Consider the following 18798-nt stretch of genomic DNA (forward strand, 5'->3'; position numbering starts at 1 on the left):
ATAAACTAAAAATTTGGTTTTTGATGTCAATTAGAAATAAAACTTGCATTAACAGTGAATGGTGCAAGTTTTATTTTTATAATGTAAGCGTTATTTTTTAAGTAAATTAATAATCTCATTCAAAGATTTAATTTCATTATCTTTTTGTTGTAGAAGTAAGTCTTTTGAATGCAATAATTGTTGCTGATTTTCAATAATCAATTTTAATTTTTCTAATTCTAAAGTTAAAGCACTATCAGAAGAGTAATAATTAGCAATATTATTGTTATTGGAGCAGTTTTCACCGAAATACCACATTGGCATTCTTTTATCTAAATCAATTAAATCATTTACACTAATATTAAATATATTAGCAATTTGTTCTAGCTTGTCATAATGCAATTTTGATTGTCCACGTTCTATTTTAGCGTAACCTGTTACCGACATTCCCATTCTATCAGCCATTTCTTCTTGCGACCATTGGCGGATTTCTCGCATCACACGAACTTTATCATAGATTTCCATAGTTTAACCTTCCAAGTAAATTGCGATTAACTTAATTTTTCTGAGTATATCACTTTTTAATCATAGGGGCTATGTTGTTTTGCGGTAAGGTTTTGAGTTTTTTTATTAACTAAAAGAGTTAGTTTTGTAATAGTTTGATTCTGGAATATTAACCAGTAAAAAATATAGAATCCTACCAATATTAATTTGGGAGTATTCTATGTTAGAACTTAAAGAAGTAGAGTTAATAAAAGAAATTATTAAAAAAAGAAATATTAAATGGTTATGTCATTTTACCCCTAGAGAGAACCTAGAGTTTATTAAAAGAGATGGATTACAGCCTAGAAATCTCATAACACATCATTATAGAGTTACAGATTCAGGTCGTTTTGATCGTTTTAAAAATTCTATTTGTTTATCTATTAGTAAGCCTAATAAATGGATGTTTGATAAGAAAAAAGAAAGTGGGTTAGATCTATGTTTATTATTAATTAATCCTGATGTTTTATTTGAAAAGGAGTGTTTATTTTATCCTCATAACGCAGCAACAGCAAGTTACAGAAATATTGATGTTAATGAATTAAAAGGAGCTCAAGCATTTGAAAATTTATTCTTGCCCTCTATTTCCTATCAGAAGGCAAATGCAGATCCTACAACCATCTATCGTTCAGACAAATTAGATTGCGAAACGACTTCAGATCAAGCGGAGGTCCAATGTTTAGATATTATTGAGCCTAAATACATTGAACATATTTTAAATGGAAATTATATTCCCTTAGAGTATAAAGATATACTCAACTATGCAGAAGGAAGAAAGGAAAAAATCAGTGAGCTTTTAGGAGTAATTAATTCTATTTCAAGAACAAAAATACCTAAATCTAGCTCTACAGAAGATAATAAGAATAAAGGGGAAAATCAAACACCTAAAGAATTTAGAAATAATAATAGTTCTTCCATCCTTAGAGAACTATTGAAGAGTTATAATAATGATAAATTACAAGAGAATCATAAAAATAATAATTTATCAAATAATGAGAGAATCAATAAAAAATTTGAAGAAATATTTAGTAATAAGTTAAAAGAAAATAATGGTTTTAATAATTTTTTAAATAAAGAAAATCTTGAAAAAGATAGTGGTAAGAAAGAAGAAAAATTTGATGACCTACATAAATACAAAAAACTAAACGTATCATCATCTTCTAGTGGTGATGGACCTTGCAGTATTATAATTATTATTCTTATCTTGTTGTTCTTAATTTTATAGAGGCTCATAGAATGACTAAAAAAAGTATCGGAAAATCAAAGCGTCCTATATTCATTCCAGATAGAGAAAATATTGGCGTAATAGAAAAAAATATTGAATTTGATTGGCATATGGGGATGAGCTCAGAAGTTAGAAGACGTTCTATACATAGCTTACATAATGAGGCGAAAAAATATGGCTATAAAAAAATATTAGAGGCTTCAAGTAAATCTGAACAAGAAATTGGTATTCAATTAAGTGCATTTTTTCTCAGAAATATTAAGGGGTATCCTGTTGAAAATCTCTTTCAGAGTAGCAAAGTATTTGAAAATGGAGGGCCATACAGAGATTTATTAACAGTTACACCAAGGGAAGCTAAAAAAGATCGAAGATTAAAAGAGAGTGGAAATCTAATTAATTTTACTTTCAATGGAAAAGATTACCCTCTTGAACCTAAAAGCTTATTTTATGATTGGTTGTATCTTAATGTTTTATTTTCTGATAGAAATGTAGAGTTAAGGGATTCATTATTCGATCAAAAATTTGATGCTTTTACAGATATTGAATTTAATCCTGATAAATCTTTCAGTTGTCAAGCAAGAACATTGGCTCTATGTGTTTCTCTTTATGAAAATGAAAGTGTAAAAGATTTTATCCAAGATCCTGTAGGTTTTTCAACAGAGTTTAAATTATACAGAACAGGGAATTCTATTTCTAAAGAAAATAAGAATCTCACACTTTTTTAATTTTTATTATTAAAGATGTTATGTAAGTTTATAGTTCACTATAAAAGTGAGAGTTTCCCATTTTAAATAAGAGTCAGAAAATCAGTCTAAATAAAAAAGAAACTCTCATATTTTATAATATGTTTTCAAATTAATTATTCAACTTGTAGAAATTACTTCTCTCGATTTTCTAACGTTTCAACAAAACTTTTATCAAAACCAGAGAATAATTCAAGAAAACTTATATCTGTATTAGATTTGGAACAATATAAACTAATATCATCCGTTTTCTTCTGTGGAATTTCTACGTTACCCATATTTAAATACAGGCTAGAAAGATTTTCCGCGAGGTTATTTGGGATTTTACATATTTTTGTCATTATAGAATTCCCCCTTATTATGCAATCTATTTCAACTATTGGTAAGGATAAAATATGAATGTTAAACCTATTAAAACTGAACAAGATTATCAACAAGCGTTAGCAAAAATTGAGCCATTTTTTGACAAAGATATATTAAGTGAACAAGAAATGGATTATTTCAATATTATGCTTACTTTAATTGAGAAATATGAAGCAGAGCATTATCCTATTGATTTAAGCGATTTCACCAAAACCAAAGGCTAACCCAGTTAGCCTTTAATTTTTCTTACGCAATAAATCCCTACAACCACTGCACCAACCAACAATTATGAATATGCTTATTGCGTTCAAAATCTAGTGGCAAGGTTTTGGCGGAAATTTCTACCGCACTTAGGCCGAGATTGGCGATGCCGTCAAAATCCATTTTGAATTTTTGTTTATTGTTGGAAAACACGATTGTGCCGTTGGGGCGTAAAATGCGTTTTAAGTGGGTGAATAATTGAATGTGATCGCGTTGCACATCCCAGCTGTTTTCCATTCGTTTAGAATTGGAAAATGTTGGCGGATCAACGAAAATTAAATCAAATTGGCGGTCGCATTTTTCTAGCCATTGTAGGCAATCGCTTTGGATTAATTTATGCTGTTTGCCTTCGATGTCATTTAAAATTAAATTTTGTTCTGCCCAGTTGAGATAAGTGTTTGACATATCCACGGTGGTGGTGGATTTTGCTCCACCTAGTGCGGCGTGAACGGTGGCAGAGCCGGTGTAAGCAAACAAATTCAGGAAATCTTTTCCTTGTGCCATTTCCCCCAGCATTTTGCGGGTTAAGCGGTGATCCAAAAATAGCCCGGTGTCTAAATAATCGGTTAAATTCACCCAAAGTTTCGCGCCATATTCTTCCACATAGAAATAATCGCCTTTGTTGGCCAATTTTTCATATTGGTTTGTGCCTTTTTGTTTTTGGCGAACTTTTAGCACCAATTTATTGGTTTCCACGCCTGTTACGGCAAGGGTGGCGGTTACCGCATCAAGCAAACGCTGACGGGCTTTGTTTTCATCAATATTTTTCGGTGCAGCATATTCTTGCACTACAATATGATCTAAATAGCGATCCACCGCCACGTTATATTCAGGCAAATCTGCATCATATAAGCGGTACGCATTAATGCCTTGCTGTTTCGCCCATTTTTCGATTTTCTTACTATTTTTTTGCAAGCGATTAGCAAAATCCTGTGCTACTTGTGGGCTTTCTGCGGAAAAGTGCGGTTCATTTTGCACCGCACTTTCCATTTGTTGCAAAGGCTTTTCTGCAATCTGATAGTTTTTCTGTACGCAATCTAGCGGCCCATTTTTCGCTTTAAATTGGCGATGAGAGCGTAAGCGCAAACAATCCAGCAAGGCAGGTTCAGCACTAAAAATAGATGTATTCCAACCACCGAATTGCTGTTTTAAGCGTTGCCCAAATACGGAATACAGGGCAATGAGCGCTGGGGTTGTACCTAAGCGTTCACCATAAGGCGGATTACAAATTAGCGTGCCTTTTTCTTCCGTTGGATTTTTCAACGCTGCCACATCGCCTTGTTTCCATTGGATTAAATGGGCAACGCCTGCATTTTGTGCATTGCGTTTGGCTTTTTGTAACACGCGGTGATCTAAATCAAACCCATAAAAATGGGCTTGAAGTTGTGCTGAACCTTGTTTTGCGAGGGAGATAGCTTCCTCTTTCACTTTTTGCCAAGCCTGCGGATTATGCCCTTTCCAGAAATCAAATCCCCAATGTAAGCGGTGTAGCTGTGGTGCGATTCTCGCTTCCATTTGTGCCGCTTCAATCAACAATGTGCCTGAACCACACATAGGATCAACTAACGGCGTGCCTTGTTGCCAGCCTGAACGCAATACAATCGCCGCCGCTAAAGTTTCACGCAAAGGGGCAGCACCTGTGTCTTCACGATAACCACGCAAATGCAAGGCTTCGCCGCTCAAATCTAAAGAAAGAATGAAATCTTCACGGTTTAAATAGGCGTGAATGCGAATATCGGGATTGTCTTTATCCACGCTCGGGCGGGCTTTGCCTTGCCGTTCAAAATAATCCACGATGCCATCTTTCACACGCATTGCGCCAAATTGGGTATGACGAATTTCACGGTTTGTGCCGTTAAAATCCACCAAAAATTGGCAGCGTTCGTCAAAAATATCCAGCCAATTTTGCCCGATGACGGTAGAGTAAAGATCCAAATCGCTATAAATTTTGCTTTGCACTAATGGCAATAAAATTCGTGAACTGAGCCTTGACCACAACAGCGTGCGGTAAAGGGTTTCTTCATCGGCTAAATAATGTACGCCCCCTTGCGCAATTTGACATTCTTGTGCGCCAAGTTCGCTGAGTTCGGTTTTTAATAATTCTTCAAAGCCACGGGCGGTGGTGGCAAATAATTTTTTCATTGGCATCTCTTGTGCTTCATCAAAAAGAATGGCGGGATTATAACAGAGCCGTAAAGTGCGGTCGATTTTAATTCGATTTTTAGGCAAAAGAAAGAGCGAACAGTTAATGTTCGCTCTAAACACAAAACACTATTATTTCAAGCAGTTATAATAACTGTCCGAGGTATATTGTAGAAAGTTGGCGTAAGAATCTTTACCTAAGGCAACGGCATCGCCCATTGGGTCTAAACGCCCTACTTTTACGCCAGTGGATTTATGCAAGGTTTCGATCACTTTTGGGGTGAATTGTGGCTCGGCAAATAAGCAACCGACTTTATGCTCTTCAATTTCTTCTTTGATATGTGCCAATTTTTTCGCACCTGGGGCAACCAATGGATTAATGGTAAACGCACCCACTTGGTTTAATCCATAAGCCTCGTTGAAATAGGTATAGGCATCGTGGAATACATAGAAGCCTTTTTTCTGCACTGGAGCGAGCTGTTGCTTGATTTTCTCATTTTGTGCGTTCAAAGTGCGGTTAAATTCGGCTAAGTTTTTTTCAATCAGCGCTTTTTTAGCAGGGAATTGCTGAGTGAGCTTATCTGCCACCGCTTCAGCCACCACTTGGCTAATGCGTGGTGAATACCAAACGTGCCAGTTGGTTTCTAATTCATCGTGGTCGTGAGCGTCATCTGTTCCGTGATTGTGCTGATGCTCGTGAGCCTCTGATTTTCCGTGATCGTGATGATGCTCGTGATCGTGGTCGTGATCTTCACCATCGTGGTGGTGATGGTCGTGATCGTGGTGGTGATGTTCGCCTTTGGCTAGCATATCAGGTGTGATGCCTGCCAATTTCGCGATCGTAACCACTTTGCTCGCGTCCACATTTTTTTTCAACGAACCTGCCAAAAATTGATCCACATCTTCGCCGATCCATAGCACTAAATCAGCCGCTTTTAATTTCTGCACATCAGACGGTTTTAAATGGTAATCGTGCGGTGAAGCGCCTGCTGGCACGAAAACTTGCGTATCGGTTACGCCCTCAGCAATGGAAGATGCGATAAAACCTAAAGGCTTAATTGAAGTTACCACGCTTGCATTGGCACTTGTCGCAAAAAAAGTCGCAAGGGCAACGGCGCTGAGTTGAGTTGTAAAAAGTTGAGTTGGAAAACTTGAGATGAATTTACGCATTTTTTACCTCGTGAAATAACTGTCAAAAAAGGGGATAAAAACTGTGCTTAGCTTATCCCCTTTTAGACAAAATTGCCATCTTTTTTTTTATTAAAAAATAAGTTATTTGATCGTTGTCAGCAGTTTGTCGATTACTCGAGAAACGGCAAAAAAGCCAAAAGTAGCGGTAATCATCGTTGCCGCGCCAAAGCCATTAGCGCAGTTCATTGTGGCGGAAACTGCACAATTTCCTTCTTGCTGTGGGAAAATTAATGGCTGGGTTGAGAAAACACAATCCACGCCAAACTTGCGTTTAGGATTTTGGCTAAAATGATAATCTCTGCGTAAAATTGACCGCACTTTGGCAGCCAAGGGATCTTGAATAGTGCGACTTAAATCCGCAATTTGGATTTGGCTCGGATCAGTCTGACCACCTGCACCGCCCACGGTGATCACCTTGATTTTATTGCGTTTGCAATAGGCGATCAGTGCGGCTTTGGTTTTGACACTATCAATGGCATCAATCACATAATCATAGCCACGGCTAAGATAATCCGCCAAATTTTCCTGTGAGAGAAAATCATCAATAATATTCACCTTACAATAAGGATTGATCAACGCAACACGTTCTGCCATCACTTCCGTTTTCAGCTTGCCCACATTACCTGAAATGGCGTGAATTTGGCGATTAATATTGGTAACGCAAATGTCGTCCATATCAATCATTGTGATCTCACCAATGCCAGAACGGGCAAGGGCTTCCACCGCCCAAGATCCCACGCCCCCAATGCCAATCACGCAGATATGTGCTTGGTGTAGCCTTGCTAATCCTTCTGCAGAATATAGACGCGCAATGCCTCCAAAGCGCTGTTCATAATTATCAATACGCGCTGTCATTATTTTAACAACCAAACTCGTCCATAATGTTTTGATAAGCCAGCAATATGCCCCGCTTCATCACCGATCCCACGATATAAATCAAAGTGATGGCCTTTTACCGCACCGCCCACATCTAAGGCAATCATCAAATGCAATTTGTGTTCGCCAGTCCAGTTACCTTTGCGGTCAATTTGTGGCACTTCCACTAACACCACCGAGCCAGAAGGAATAAGCGAGCGATCGGAAGCAATCGATGCCATTGGCACGAGCGGCACGCCTGCCGAGCCTTTCACTTTGCCCGTTGGATCGTTTTTAAAATACACATAAGATGGATTGCGTTCTAACAAGGCTTGCAAGCGCGATGGGTTCGCCTTTGCCCAATCTTTAATGGCTTGGATAGACATTTTTTCTTTGGCAATTTCACCATCTTCCACCAATAAACGCCCAACCGCCACATAATCTAAGCCGTTTTGCCCTGCGTAGGCGAAATAGTTCAAGTCGCCGTTACCAAAATCCACATAGCCACTGCCTTGCACACCAAGTAGGAAATTGTCGATCATTGAATCGCTGTAAGCTAATTCCAAGCCTTTACCACGCAATGCACCGGCATAAATTTGCGCACGGCTCACGCGTTTTTGCGATGGGCTTGGCATTGCGTAAATCGGCTGATTATATTTGCCTTGTGGCGTACGGCGTGCGTGGATAACAGGGGAATAATAGCCCGTCATCAACACGTTTTGATAGCCATCTTGCCCTTTCATAATCATTGGCTGAATCCCGAAACTGGATAATTCATTGACGTTTGCGCCCGATAAAACCCAGTTAGTGATTTTGCCGTAGCTCACCGCAAATTTATTGGTTAAGCGTGAAGAATATTGACGCACATTAGAAAGCTGGGTCAAAAAATCTCCTTGATTTATTACCGCACTTCGATTTTCTACGCGGGAAACTGGCATTAAGAATTGTTGCTGATAGGTGCGCCCATCATATTTTGCGCCGAAAATTTTGGTATCAGTAGTGGTATTTTTAACGCTCACTTTTTTGGTTGTTTTATGGGTTGAACTAGAGCAAGCAGAAAGCACCGCGATAGCTAAAAGTGCGGTGCAATTTTTGAAAAATTTTGCAGACATCGGCATTTGAAGTTCCTTAATAAAATCATTTGCAATCAAACGGCGTAAAATAACAAAAAACCGCCCAAAGTGATAGCAGTTTTTGCGTTCTTTTATTTTTTAGATCAAGAAAAGTGCGGTGGAAATTTTGTGCATTTTGCCTTGAAACTCAGCAAATTGCCGATTTTTCTATCAGTTAAATCATTTTTTTAGGGTTAAGGCTTGCATTAAAAATAAAACGGCGTATAGTACGCCTCCACAGACGCGGGGTGGAGCAGCTTGGTAGCTCGTCGGGCTCATAACCCGAAGGTCGTTGGTTCAAATCCAGCCCCCGCAACCAGATTTCTAACCGCCGATTTTATCGGCGGTTTTTTATTGTCTGCTTAATTTGTCGCATTGAGCTTAATTTCTTCAATCCAACGTTTAATCAAGCGCTTGCCCTCTTCATCTGAACCAAAGCGTTCAAAATCAAAGTCAATGAGTTTTAAGGTTTTTGGATCAGTGGAGTTTGGTGAGGCTTTGGCGTGAATATTGGTTGGAATTTGATACATTTTTTCTTCACGCCACGCAATTTCTTGTGCTTCAGGCGTTAATGCCCAATCCATAAATAATTTTGCATTTTGTAAATTTCTTGCCCCTTTCAAAATGCTGATGCCGCCAAGGGAATAGCTGTCGCCTTCGCAAGGTAAAATGGCTTCCACAGGCGCACCGTTTTCTTTCTCGGTTTGATAACCATTAATAAAACCAATGGTTACCGCCGCATCTCCACGAGAGAGATTGGATTTCTCTGTACCACTTTTAGCATATTGAGAAATATTTTTATCTAAGGCTTTTAGATAGCGAAAGGCTTCTTCTTCGCCGAATAACTGTACTAGCGTTGCGATAAAAGTATAGCCCGTGCCAGTATTGCGCGGATCAGGCATTTGAATTTGATCTTTAAATTTAGGATCGGTTAAATCTTTCCAGCATTTTGGATAGTCTTTAATGCCTAATTGTTTGAATTTCTCGGTGTTTACGCCAATGCCTAACACAATAATGTAGCCAATGGAGGTCACATCGCCGTGTTTGTCGAGCAAGGCTTTAAATTGTGGCATAGTTTCCGCTTGCAATGGCGAACGATAAGGCTCGAGTAAGCCTAATTGTGCGGCTTGAAAGTGCGGTTCAATTGTGCCGCCGTACCAAATATCCGCTTGAGGCAAGGCTTGCTCCGCTTTGATTTTAGCAAGGGTTGCGCCCGTGCTGTTACGCACAAATTTGGTGTCCACGTTATATTTCTTGGCAAAAACTTTCGCCATTTTTTCGCAGACGGAATGTTGCACGCTGCAATAAACTGTTAATCGCCCTTCAGCTTGCGCATTGAGACTGAATAAAAACAGGCTGCCTGCAGCACAAATAGGCAGAAGTGATTTGGTTAAAAATGATGAGAAAAACGTCTTAAATTGCATTGTCATTTCCTTATTAACAAATGATTAAAAAGTGATATTGACGAGCAAGAAAGAAATTAGAAAGGTAAAGCAGAAAATTCCGCAAAATAAAGGCGTTTGCAAGAATATGATCTAATTAGTTTCCTACGTCAGCATTAACTGAATCAGGTTCACGGGTATTATCTCAGCTTGTTTGGATATTCCATCAAGCACCCCGACTAATTCTCGTTTAGTATAGAAAGGGCAGGCTAGGGCTGTCAATGAGAAAAAGGTTAAATGGCATTAATTAATGATGAAAAGATTTAATAAAAATAATGAAAAAAATTACCGCACTTTGATTTTTATTTAGGAAAGAAAATAACTGCATTTTTATTTTTAATAAACAGAGAAAAAAGAAAAGTGCGGTGAAATTTTTTTAATTTTTCACCGCACTTTTGTGATAGGCGTTATTAAGCTGGCGCTTGGAAGATCACTTGATCGGCTTTTTGTGTATATTGATTAAGTTGATCAAAATTCATATAGCGATAAGTGTCGTCTTTGTCTTGCTGTAAATCCGCCACATAGGCTTGGTATTCTTCTGGCGTTGGCAGTTTGCCGAGTAGTGCTGCTACGGCGGCGAGTTCTGCGGAAGCCAAATACACGTTTGCGCCTTGTCCTAAGCGGTTCGGGAAGTTACGGGTGGAAGTGGACACCACGGTGGCGTTGTTTGCCACGCGCGCTTGGTTACCCATACAAAGTGAACAGCCTGGAATTTCAATACGCGCGCCACTTTTGCCGTAAATGCTGTAATAGCCTTCTTCTGTTAATAGGCTGGCGTCCATTTTAGTTGGTGGCGCAAGCCATAGACGCGTTGGAATCACGTCTTTGAATTTGGCTAATAATTTTCCAGCGGCACGGAAATGCCCAATGTTAGTCATACAAGAGCCGATAAACACTTCGTCAATTTTATCTCCTTGCACTTCAGAAAGTAGGCGAGCGTCATCAGGATCATTTGGCGCACATAAAATCGGTTCTTTGATTTCGTTGAGATTGATTTCGATCACCGCAGCATATTCTGCATCAGGATCAGCGCTGAGCAATTCTGGGTTTTCTAACCATTTTTCCATTGCTTTGATACGACGTTCAAGGGTGCGCGCATCGCCATAGCCCTCAGCAATCATCCATTTGAGCAACACGATATTGGAATTGAGATATTCAATGATCGGTTCTTTATCTAATTTGATGGTACAAGCCGCCGCAGAGCGTTCAGCAGAGGCATCGGAAAGCTCAAAGGCTTGTTCCACTTTCAGGTGTTCTAGCCCTTCAATTTCTAAAATTCGGCCTGAGAAAATATTTTTCTTGCCTTGTTTTTCTACGGTGAGCAAACCTTGTTGGATCGCATAATAAGGAATAGCGTGTACCAAATCACGCAAGGTGATCCCTGGTTGCATTTCCCCTTTGAAACGCACTAGCACGCTTTCAGGCATATCCAATGGCATAACACCAGTGGCAGCGGCGAATGCCACCAAACCTGACCCCGCAGGGAAAGAGATACCAATCGGGAAGCGTGTGTGTGAATCGCCGCCAGTGCCTACGGTATCTGGCAATAACATACGGTTGAGCCAAGAGTGGATCACGCCGTCCCCTGGACGCAGGGACACACCGCCACGGTTCATAATAAAATCAGGCAGGGTGTGGTGGGTAACAACGTCCACCGGTTTTGGATAGGCAGCCGTATGGCAGAAAGATTGCATCACCAAATCTGATGAGAAACCTAAACAAGCGAGATCTTTTAGCTCATCACGGGTCATTGGGCCAGTGGTATCTTGCGAGCCGACTGAAGTCATTCTTGGTTCGCAATATTGCCCAGGGCGAATGCCCTCTACACCACAAGCGCGACCGACCATTTTCTGTGCAAGGGTAAAGCCTTTGTGGTTATCTGCCACCGCTTGTGGTTTTGCGAACACATCATTATCAGGTAAGCCAAGGGATTGACGCGCTTTATGGGTTAGCCCACGTCCAATAATTAATGGAATACGTCCGCCTGCGCGCACTTCATCTAATAACACATTGGTTTTTAAGCTAAATTCAGCCAAAACTTCATCGCTATCGTGTTTGCAGATTTTGCCTTGATATGGGTAAATATCAATGACATCGCCCATATTGAGCTTGCTGACATCTACTTCAATTGGCAATGCGCCTGCGTCTTCTAAGGTGTTGAAGAAAATAGGAGCAATTTTTCCGCCTAATACCACGCCGCCTGCACGTTTATTCGGAATGTAAGGAATATCTTCCCCCATAAACCATAGCACCGAGTTAGTGGCGGATTTGCGTGATGAACCTGTGCCGACCACATCGCCCACATAAGCAAGCGGATAGCCTTTTTCTTTTAACGCATTAATTTGTTGAATTGGCCCAATGTTGCCAGCGTCATCAGGCTGAATGCCTTCTCGTTCATTTTTCAGCATTGCTAAGGCGTGCAAAGGAATATCAGGGCGCGACCACGCATCTTGCGCAGGGGAAAGATCGTCCGTGTTGGTTTCGCCCGACACTTTAAATACGGTAACGGTGATCTTTTCATCTAATTTTGGACGTGATAAATACCAGTCTGCATTCGCCCAAGATTCAAGAATTTGTTGTGCGTAAGGATTGCCTTGTTTGGCACGTTGTTCTACATCGTAGAAATTATCGAACATTAAAAGGGTGGAAGAAAGGGCGCTGACGGCATAAGGGGCGAGGGCTTCATTATCAAGGGCTTGCAGCAAGGGTTCAATATTATAACCGCCCTGCATTGTACCCAAAATTTGCACCGCACTTTCTGGGCTAATTAATGGCGAATGGGCCGTGCCATTGACAATTGCAGCAAGGAAGGACGCTTTGACATAAGCTGCTTCGTCCACCCCTGCTGGCACGCGGGTTTTAAAAAGCTCAAGGAGATAATCGGCTTGCTCAGCAGGGGGATTTTTTAATAATTCGATAAGCTGTGCGGTTTGTTCGGCATCTAATGGCTTTGGTACAACACCTTGTGCCGCACGTTCATCAATATGTTTTTGGTAATTTTGTAGAAAGTTTGACATTGTGTTTCCTCTTATTGCTTTTATCGTTAGGGGTAGCACTTTTCTTGTTTTCACTTTCTTGCGTTAAACAAGAAAAGTGCGGTGTTTTTTGAGAGAATTTTTGCGATTTTTTGCTTAGAAAACTTTCTTAAATGGCTTAATAATCACCTCGCCATAAACGCCAGCTTCCACATAAGGATCTTGGCTTGCCCATTGTTGTGCCGCTTCAAGGCTGTCAAATTGGGCGATTACTGTTGAGCCAGTAAATCCAGCTTCACCAGGATTTTCGTCATCAATGGCAGGATTTGGGCCTGCGGTTAAAAGGCGGTTTTCTGCTTGTAATTGTTTTAAACGTGCAAGATGTTGTTCACGCACCGCAAGGCGTTGAGCGAGGGTATTGGGTTTGTCTTGAGCAAAAATAACGTAATACATAGTTTCTCCTTTCTTAGGCTTCATCAATTAACGCAAGGGCTTTTTCTAGCTCAGGGTTATTTTCTCTTGGAACTGCACGCGGTCGGCCGTTGCTATCTACCGCAACAAAGCTGAATACGGCTTCGGTTACGCAATAGCGTTCACCAATGGGTTCGCTGGATACTTTTTTCGCCCACACTTCAATTTTAATTTGTAATGAAGTGCGTCCTACTTTCACGCAGCGGCCGTAGCAACATACTACATCGCCCACAGAAATCGGGCGGATAAAAGTCATACTATCCACCGCCACGGTAACCACACGGCCGTGCGCAATTTCTTTGGCTAAAATTGCACCGCCCATATCCATTTGCGACATAATCCAACCACCGAAAATATCGCCGTTGGCATTGGTATCAGAAGGCATCGCAAGGGTGCGCAATAACAATGTGCCTTGTGATTGGCGACCCGTTTTGGTTTCAATAAATGCAGACATAATGTTTTCCTATTGTTCTTTATTCTCTGTTTTTGGAAGATAACGATAAATATAAACGCCTGTTGCGACTGTTGCAACAAGGCTAAGTCCAATAATGCCGAAGGTTTTGAAATCCACCCAAAGATCATCGGAAAAATATTGGCTGATGATGATATTTAGGATCATACAAAATAGAAAAAATCCTGCCCAGCCTAGATTTAATTTATTCCAAACGGCATCGGGCAGTTGAATTTCTTTACCTAATAATTGCTGAATGAGCGGTTTCTTAAAAATCACTTGGCTGATGATTAATGCCAAGGCAAACAAGGCATAAACTACCGTTACTTTCCATTTTAAAAATTCTAATTCGTTGAAATATGCGGATAAAGCGCCAAAAAAAACCACCGCACTTCCCATAATGATCTGTTGTTTTTCAATTTTGCCGTATTTCAGTTTCAGTACCACAAGCTGAATGATGGTTGCAATAATCAAGGCGATGGCTGCTTCACGAATGCCGACTAGTTTATAAACAGCAAAAAAAACTAAGAGCGGTATAAATTCTAAAATTTGTTTCATTATTGTTGATCCTTGCGCATAAATAAGGTGTAAAAGCGATAAGTGAAAAGTAACGAAAACACGCCCACCGCAGCGCTTAAAAATAACATTACCACATCAAAAACAAGGTTATCGCTCAATGACGAAATGCGTCTTACCACAAATGGCAGCACCACATAAATTAACAAACAATAAATAAACAATGGCGCAGCGCGTTTCACGCCACTTAGCCAGCTGTTTTTCAAGGCTTGCATAATGCCCACGGGCTGAATCAGATATTCGGTAGAAGCGAGGCTTAAGCGCACAAAAATAAAAAAGCCGAGCAACATTGCCACCAAAGAGAGGATTGAAGGGGATTGTCCTTGTAAAATGGCAAACAGGCTTTCTACCAAGCCGATCATTAAGGGAATAAACCCAATCACACTCACTGCCACCACGCCTGCAAAACGTTGTAAAGTTAACACCGCACTTTGGTTTAAGGGATTTTGATTTGACGGATTTTGTTGTTGAGTGCTAATGCGGTGAAAGGTGAGAATCCCCCAAGAAGAAATAAATAAGCCGACTAGCTGTTGTGCCACACCAATTACCAAGAATTCTGCACTGATATTGCTGGGTAAAGGGAAATTTTGCCCATTTGTTTGGCTGATTTCAGGCATTGGCACAACTGCGGTTAAAAGAAAGTAAAAGATTAACGAGTTAATCAAAAAGAAAAAGACAAATTGCTGAGTAATCTTTTTTTGATTACGCATAAAATTCCAACAATCTTGAAAAATTTGAGTAAAATTAATGTTCATTAGTTTGCTTCCAGTTAAAAATCATTGCGACATTATACAATAACTCTTTTTTTGTTGCTTTTGGTTTGCTAAAAATCCCACATCGCAATGTAATCCTTTAAAATGTTCGCACTATTGCGCATTCAACATATTTTATATAAAAGAGAGAAGCGATATTATGCTTTAATTGTCCTTATTGTTAAACAAAATGAAAAGTGCGGGAAATAAATTTTTCAAATTTTTTAACAAATTTTTAAAAACTTTGAACTTCATCACAAAACGATTCCTTTTCAATGGCAAAAATTGGCGAAATACGCATCAATGGTTAGGAGATAAAGCATCCGCGCATTCTTTGATTGAAATTCCTTGTTATGCGTTTTATAGTAGCTAATGTTAAATTCTTGTTACATTATATAAGAGGTGTCAAATGTCAGTAACCCATTTAATTACGCAATTAACGCAAATTGTTAGTCCTAAATATGTGATTACCGATCCGCTAAAAGCGGAAGAATACACCACAGGCTACCGCTTCGGGCAAGGAAAAGTGCTAGCTGTGGTACGTCCGGGATCATTATTAGAATATTGGCAAGTGTTAAAAGCTTGTGTTGCAGCCGATGTGATCGTGATCTCACAAGCAGCAAACACAGGGCTTACGGGCGGTTCAACCCCAGCGGGAAATGATTATGAGCGCGATATTGTGCTTATCAATACAATGCGAATGACGGGTATTCAGCCTATTAATAATGCAGAGCAAGTGGTGTGCTTTGCTGGTTCGCGTTTAAATGATTTGGAATTATTGCTGAAAGAATATAAACGTGAGCCACATTCTGTTATCGGTTCATCTTGTATCGGCGCTTCGGTGATTGGCGGAATTTGTAACAATTCAGGTGGAGCCTTGGTGCAACGTGGGCCAGCTTATACGGAAATGGCATTGTACGCACAGTTAGATGAGAACGGTGAATTGCACCTCATCAACAATCTTGGTATTGATTTAGGCGATAGCCCTGAAGAAATTCTGACTAACTTGCAAGAAGGGCGTTATCAGCGTAAAGACATTCATCTTGATTGCGGTAAAGGACACGATCACGATTATTGCCACCACGTTCGCCAAATTGATGCGGACACACCTGCACGTTTTAATGCGGATCCGAATCGTCATTATGAAGCGTCAGGCAGTGCAGGAAAATTGGGCGTGTTTGCTGTGCGTTTGGATACGTTCCCACAAGATAAAGAAAGTGCGGTGTTTTATATCGGCACAAATGATACCCAAGTTTTAACCGACATTCGCCGTCATATTTTGGCTGAATTTAGCAGTTTGCCAGTCTCGGGTGAATATATTCATCGTGATGCCTTTGATATTGCCGCAGAATACGGGAAAGATACTTTCTGGGTGATTAAACGTTTTGGTACGCACCGTTTACCAAAATTATTTGCCTTAAAAGCCAAAGCCGATCGCTTAATGAAAAAATTCGCTTTTTTACCAAATCATCTTAGCGACAAAGCGTTGCAATTTGTTTCTAAGTTATTACCGCAGCATTTGCCACAAAGTTTAAGAGATTATCGTGATCAATATGAACATCACTTAATTTTAAAAATGGGTGGGGAAGGCGTGAAAGAAGCAAGAGAATATTTGCAAAGCCTATTTGCAGATAAATCCAAAGGGGCATATTTTGAATGTAGCCCAGAAGAAACCCAAGCTGCAATGTTGCACCGCTTTGCTGTGGCCTCTGCTGCTATTCGTTATCGTGCTATTCACGAACCTGAAGTAGAAGAAATCGTGGCTTTGGATATTGCTTTACGCCGTAACGATCAAGATTGGTTTGAGAAATTGCCTGCCGAGTTAGAAAATAAATTAATTCATAAACTCTATTACGGTCATTTTATGTGCTATGTGTTCCACCAAGATTATTTAGTCAAAAAAGGCTACGATTGGGAAGAAATTGAACACGAAATGTTAGCCTTGCTTGATAAGCGCGGCGCGCAATACCCCGCGGAACATAACGTAGGGCATTTGTATGAAGCGAAACCAGAATTGAAAGCGTTCTACCAAAAATTAGATCCGACCAATAGCTTCAATCCAGGCATTGGTAAAACTTCTAAAAAGAAACACTGGGCGTAATTTAAATTTATAAAAGCACAGCATAATGACAAAATAAAATAGCAAGCTCGATATTGAGCTTGCTATTTTTTTAGTACTATTTTTTAGTGAAAAGAGCGGTCAGTTTTTGACAAATTTTACTTCAAACTGCCCACCATATCTTCAGGGCGAACCCATTCGTCAAATTGCTCTGGGGTAACCAAACCAAGATTAATGGCTTCTTCTCTTAATGTTGTACCATTTTTATGCGCAGTTTTCGCGATTTTCGCCGCATTTTCATAACCAATATGGGTATTTAATGCCGTTACCAACATTAAGGAATTTTCAAGTTGTTGCTTAATGCGTGGGTGATTTGGTTCAATACCGCTTGCACAATGCTCATCGAACGATACACAAGCATCAGCCAATAACTGGGCAGATTGTAAGAAGTTATATGCCATTACAGGTTTGAATACATTAAGTTGGAAATGCCCTTGTGAGCCCGCAAAGGAAATGGTGGTGTCGTTGCCTAACACTTGTGCGCAAACCATTGTGAGCGCTTCGCACTGCGTTGGGTTCACTTTACCCGGCATAATAGAAGATCCCGGTTCATTTTCAGGAATTAAGATTTCACCAATGCCTGAGCGCGGGCCAGATGCCAATAAGCGAATATCGTTAGCAATTTTAAATAAGGATACCGCAAGCTGTTTTAATGCACCGTGGGTTTCCACAATGGCATCGTGGGTGGCAAGCGCTTCAAATTTGTTTTCTGCGGTGATAAATGGCAAGCCAGTGAATTTTGCGATGTATTCAGCCACTTTCACATCATAGCCTTTTGGCGTATTTAACCCTGTTCCTACCGCAGTTCCACCTAAAGCCAGTTGCGCAAGGTGTGGTAGGGTGTTTTTCAATGCACGCAAACCGAAATCTAATTGTGCGGCATAGGCAGAAAATTCTTGTCCAAGAGTGAGTGGCGTGGCGTCCATTAAGTGAGTACGCCCGATTTTCACCACATCTTTGAAAGCTTCCGCTTTGGCTGCGAAGGTTTTTTGTAAGCGTTCAATGCAAGGAATGGTTACTTCAACCACTTTTTTATAGGCAGCAATGTGCATTGCAGTTGGATAAGTATCATTAGAAGATTGTGATTTATTCACATCATCATTTGGGTGAATAATGGATTTTTCCCCTAATTTTCCACCATTGATAACGTGCGCACGGTTAGCAATCACTTCATTTAAGTTCATATTGGATTGCGTGCCTGAACCCGTTTGCCAAATCACCAAAGGGAATTGATCGTCAAGTTTATGGGCTAAAATTTCATCGCAGGCTTGCGCGATTAAATCGCGTTTTTCCACTGGCAACACGCCTAGCTCACTGTTTGCGTACGCAGCGGCTTTTTTCAAATAACCAAACGCCTCAATAATTTCGTGGGGCATTGAAGCCGCAGGGCCAATTTTGAAATTGTTGCGCGAACGTTCTGTTTGTGCTGCCCAGTATTTATCGGCTGGTACTTTCACTTCGCCCATTGTGTCTTTTTCAATACGAAATTCCATTCTAGTTACCTCAAATGATTGAATTAATAATAAGAAAACGCCTTGAGTTTAACACTTTGGGAGTAGGAATGGAACGTAAAGGGCAGGGCGAATTTTTTGTTTTGT

General features: G+C 40.1%; 16 protein-coding genes, 1 tRNA gene and 1 riboswitch. Of the genes, 5 read left to right on the top strand and 12 right to left on the bottom strand.

What is annotated here, in order from left to right; translation table 11 throughout:
* Positions 1-90: 90 nt before the first annotated feature.
* The gene (locus DYC50_RS06125) at positions 91-504 is read right to left on the bottom strand and encodes a helix-turn-helix domain-containing protein (protein ID WP_115249433.1); all 414 of its coding nucleotides are present in this window, start codon (positions 502-504) and stop codon (positions 91-93) included.
* Positions 505-703: 199 nt separating this feature from the next.
* On the opposite strand from DYC50_RS06125, the gene DYC50_RS06130 reads away from it, so the two are divergent.
* The 3 genes from DYC50_RS06130 to DYC50_RS06145 all read left to right on the top strand — a co-directional run bounded on the left by DYC50_RS06130 (position 704) and on the right by DYC50_RS06145 (position 3077).
* Positions 704-1747: a DarT ssDNA thymidine ADP-ribosyltransferase family protein gene (locus tag DYC50_RS06130; RefSeq protein WP_115249434.1), complete on the top strand. Its 1044-nt coding sequence runs from the start codon at positions 704-706 to the stop codon at positions 1745-1747.
* 11 nt (positions 1748-1758) lie between these two features.
* Positions 1759-2472 (top strand): DarT1-associated NADAR antitoxin family protein, encoded by a 714-nt coding sequence (locus tag DYC50_RS06135; RefSeq protein WP_115249435.1) that lies wholly within the window; start codon positions 1759-1761, stop codon positions 2470-2472.
* A gap of 413 nt (positions 2473-2885) precedes the next feature.
* Positions 2886-3077: a helix-turn-helix domain-containing protein gene (locus tag DYC50_RS06145; RefSeq protein WP_115249437.1), complete on the top strand. Its 192-nt coding sequence runs from the start codon at positions 2886-2888 to the stop codon at positions 3075-3077.
* Between the two features lie 37 nt (positions 3078-3114).
* On the opposite strand, the gene rlmKL is transcribed toward DYC50_RS06145, so the two are convergent.
* From rlmKL to mltA, 4 genes are all read right to left on the bottom strand, one after another.
* Positions 3115-5256, bottom strand: a complete 2142-nt coding sequence (gene rlmKL / locus DYC50_RS06150) for a bifunctional 23S rRNA (guanine(2069)-N(7))-methyltransferase RlmK/23S rRNA (guanine(2445)-N(2))-methyltransferase RlmL (protein WP_115249438.1) — start codon at positions 5254-5256, stop codon at positions 3115-3117.
* A gap of 132 nt (positions 5257-5388) precedes the next feature.
* Positions 5389-6426, bottom strand: a complete 1038-nt coding sequence (gene znuA, locus DYC50_RS06155; RefSeq protein ID WP_115249439.1) for a zinc ABC transporter substrate-binding protein ZnuA — start codon at positions 6424-6426, stop codon at positions 5389-5391.
* Between the two features lie 102 nt (positions 6427-6528).
* A complete protein-coding gene (gene tcdA / locus DYC50_RS06160; RefSeq protein ID WP_172459071.1) occupies positions 6529-7302 on the bottom strand; it encodes a tRNA cyclic N6-threonylcarbamoyladenosine(37) synthase TcdA in 774 nt (257 codons plus the stop codon).
* Positions 7302-8420, bottom strand: coding sequence for a murein transglycosylase A (gene mltA / locus DYC50_RS06165; RefSeq protein ID WP_115249441.1), 1119 nt, complete (start codon positions 8418-8420; stop codon positions 7302-7304). Before mltA ends, tcdA begins: the two co-directional genes overlap by 1 nt.
* A 236-nt stretch (positions 8421-8656) precedes the next feature.
* Between mltA and DYC50_RS06170 the strand changes: the two genes are divergently transcribed.
* Positions 8657-8733: transfer RNA gene (locus DYC50_RS06170), tRNA-Met, on the top strand.
* Positions 8734-8776: 43 nt separating this feature from the next.
* Here DYC50_RS06170 and DYC50_RS06175 read toward each other — a convergent pair.
* The 6 genes from DYC50_RS06175 to DYC50_RS06200 form a co-directional block, all read right to left on the bottom strand.
* Positions 8777-9844 (bottom strand): ABC transporter substrate-binding protein, encoded by a 1068-nt coding sequence (locus DYC50_RS06175; protein ID WP_115249442.1) that lies wholly within the window; start codon positions 9842-9844, stop codon positions 8777-8779.
* 97 nt (positions 9845-9941) lie between these two features.
* A riboswitch (TPP riboswitch) is annotated at positions 9942-10044 on the bottom strand.
* A gap of 222 nt (positions 10045-10266) precedes the next feature.
* Positions 10267-12873 (bottom strand): bifunctional aconitate hydratase 2/2-methylisocitrate dehydratase, encoded by a 2607-nt coding sequence (gene acnB, locus DYC50_RS06180; protein WP_115249443.1) that lies wholly within the window; start codon positions 12871-12873, stop codon positions 10267-10269.
* Positions 12874-12987: 114 nt separating this feature from the next.
* Positions 12988-13284, bottom strand: coding sequence for a YciI family protein (locus DYC50_RS06185; RefSeq protein ID WP_103853029.1), 297 nt, complete (start codon positions 13282-13284; stop codon positions 12988-12990).
* 13 nt (positions 13285-13297) lie between these two features.
* Positions 13298-13756, bottom strand: a complete 459-nt coding sequence (gene yciA, locus DYC50_RS06190; RefSeq protein WP_017806408.1) for an acyl-CoA thioester hydrolase YciA — start codon at positions 13754-13756, stop codon at positions 13298-13300.
* 9 nt (positions 13757-13765) lie between these two features.
* The gene (locus DYC50_RS06195) at positions 13766-14311 is read right to left on the bottom strand and encodes a septation protein A (RefSeq protein ID WP_115249444.1); all 546 of its coding nucleotides are present in this window, start codon (positions 14309-14311) and stop codon (positions 13766-13768) included.
* The gene (locus tag DYC50_RS06200; RefSeq protein WP_147284852.1) at positions 14311-15039 is read right to left on the bottom strand and encodes a hypothetical protein; all 729 of its coding nucleotides are present in this window, start codon (positions 15037-15039) and stop codon (positions 14311-14313) included. Before DYC50_RS06200 ends, DYC50_RS06195 begins: the two co-directional genes overlap by 1 nt.
* A 451-nt stretch (positions 15040-15490) precedes the next feature.
* Between DYC50_RS06200 and dld the strand changes: the two genes are divergently transcribed.
* Positions 15491-17182 carry a D-lactate dehydrogenase gene (dld, locus tag DYC50_RS06210; RefSeq protein WP_115249447.1) on the top strand — a complete coding sequence of 564 codons (1692 nt, stop codon included), beginning with the start codon at positions 15491-15493 and terminating at the stop codon, positions 17180-17182.
* 116 nt (positions 17183-17298) lie between these two features.
* On the opposite strand, the gene fumC is transcribed toward dld, so the two are convergent.
* Complete coding sequence (gene fumC, locus DYC50_RS06215) at positions 17299-18693, bottom strand: class II fumarate hydratase (RefSeq protein WP_115249448.1); 1395 nt, start codon at positions 18691-18693, stop codon at positions 17299-17301.
* Positions 18694-18798: the final 105 nt, after the last annotated feature.

Origin of the sequence: Avibacterium avium (assembly GCF_900454535.1) — a bacterium.
GTDB classification, from domain to species: Bacteria; Pseudomonadota; Gammaproteobacteria; order Enterobacterales; family Pasteurellaceae; genus Avibacterium; species Avibacterium avium.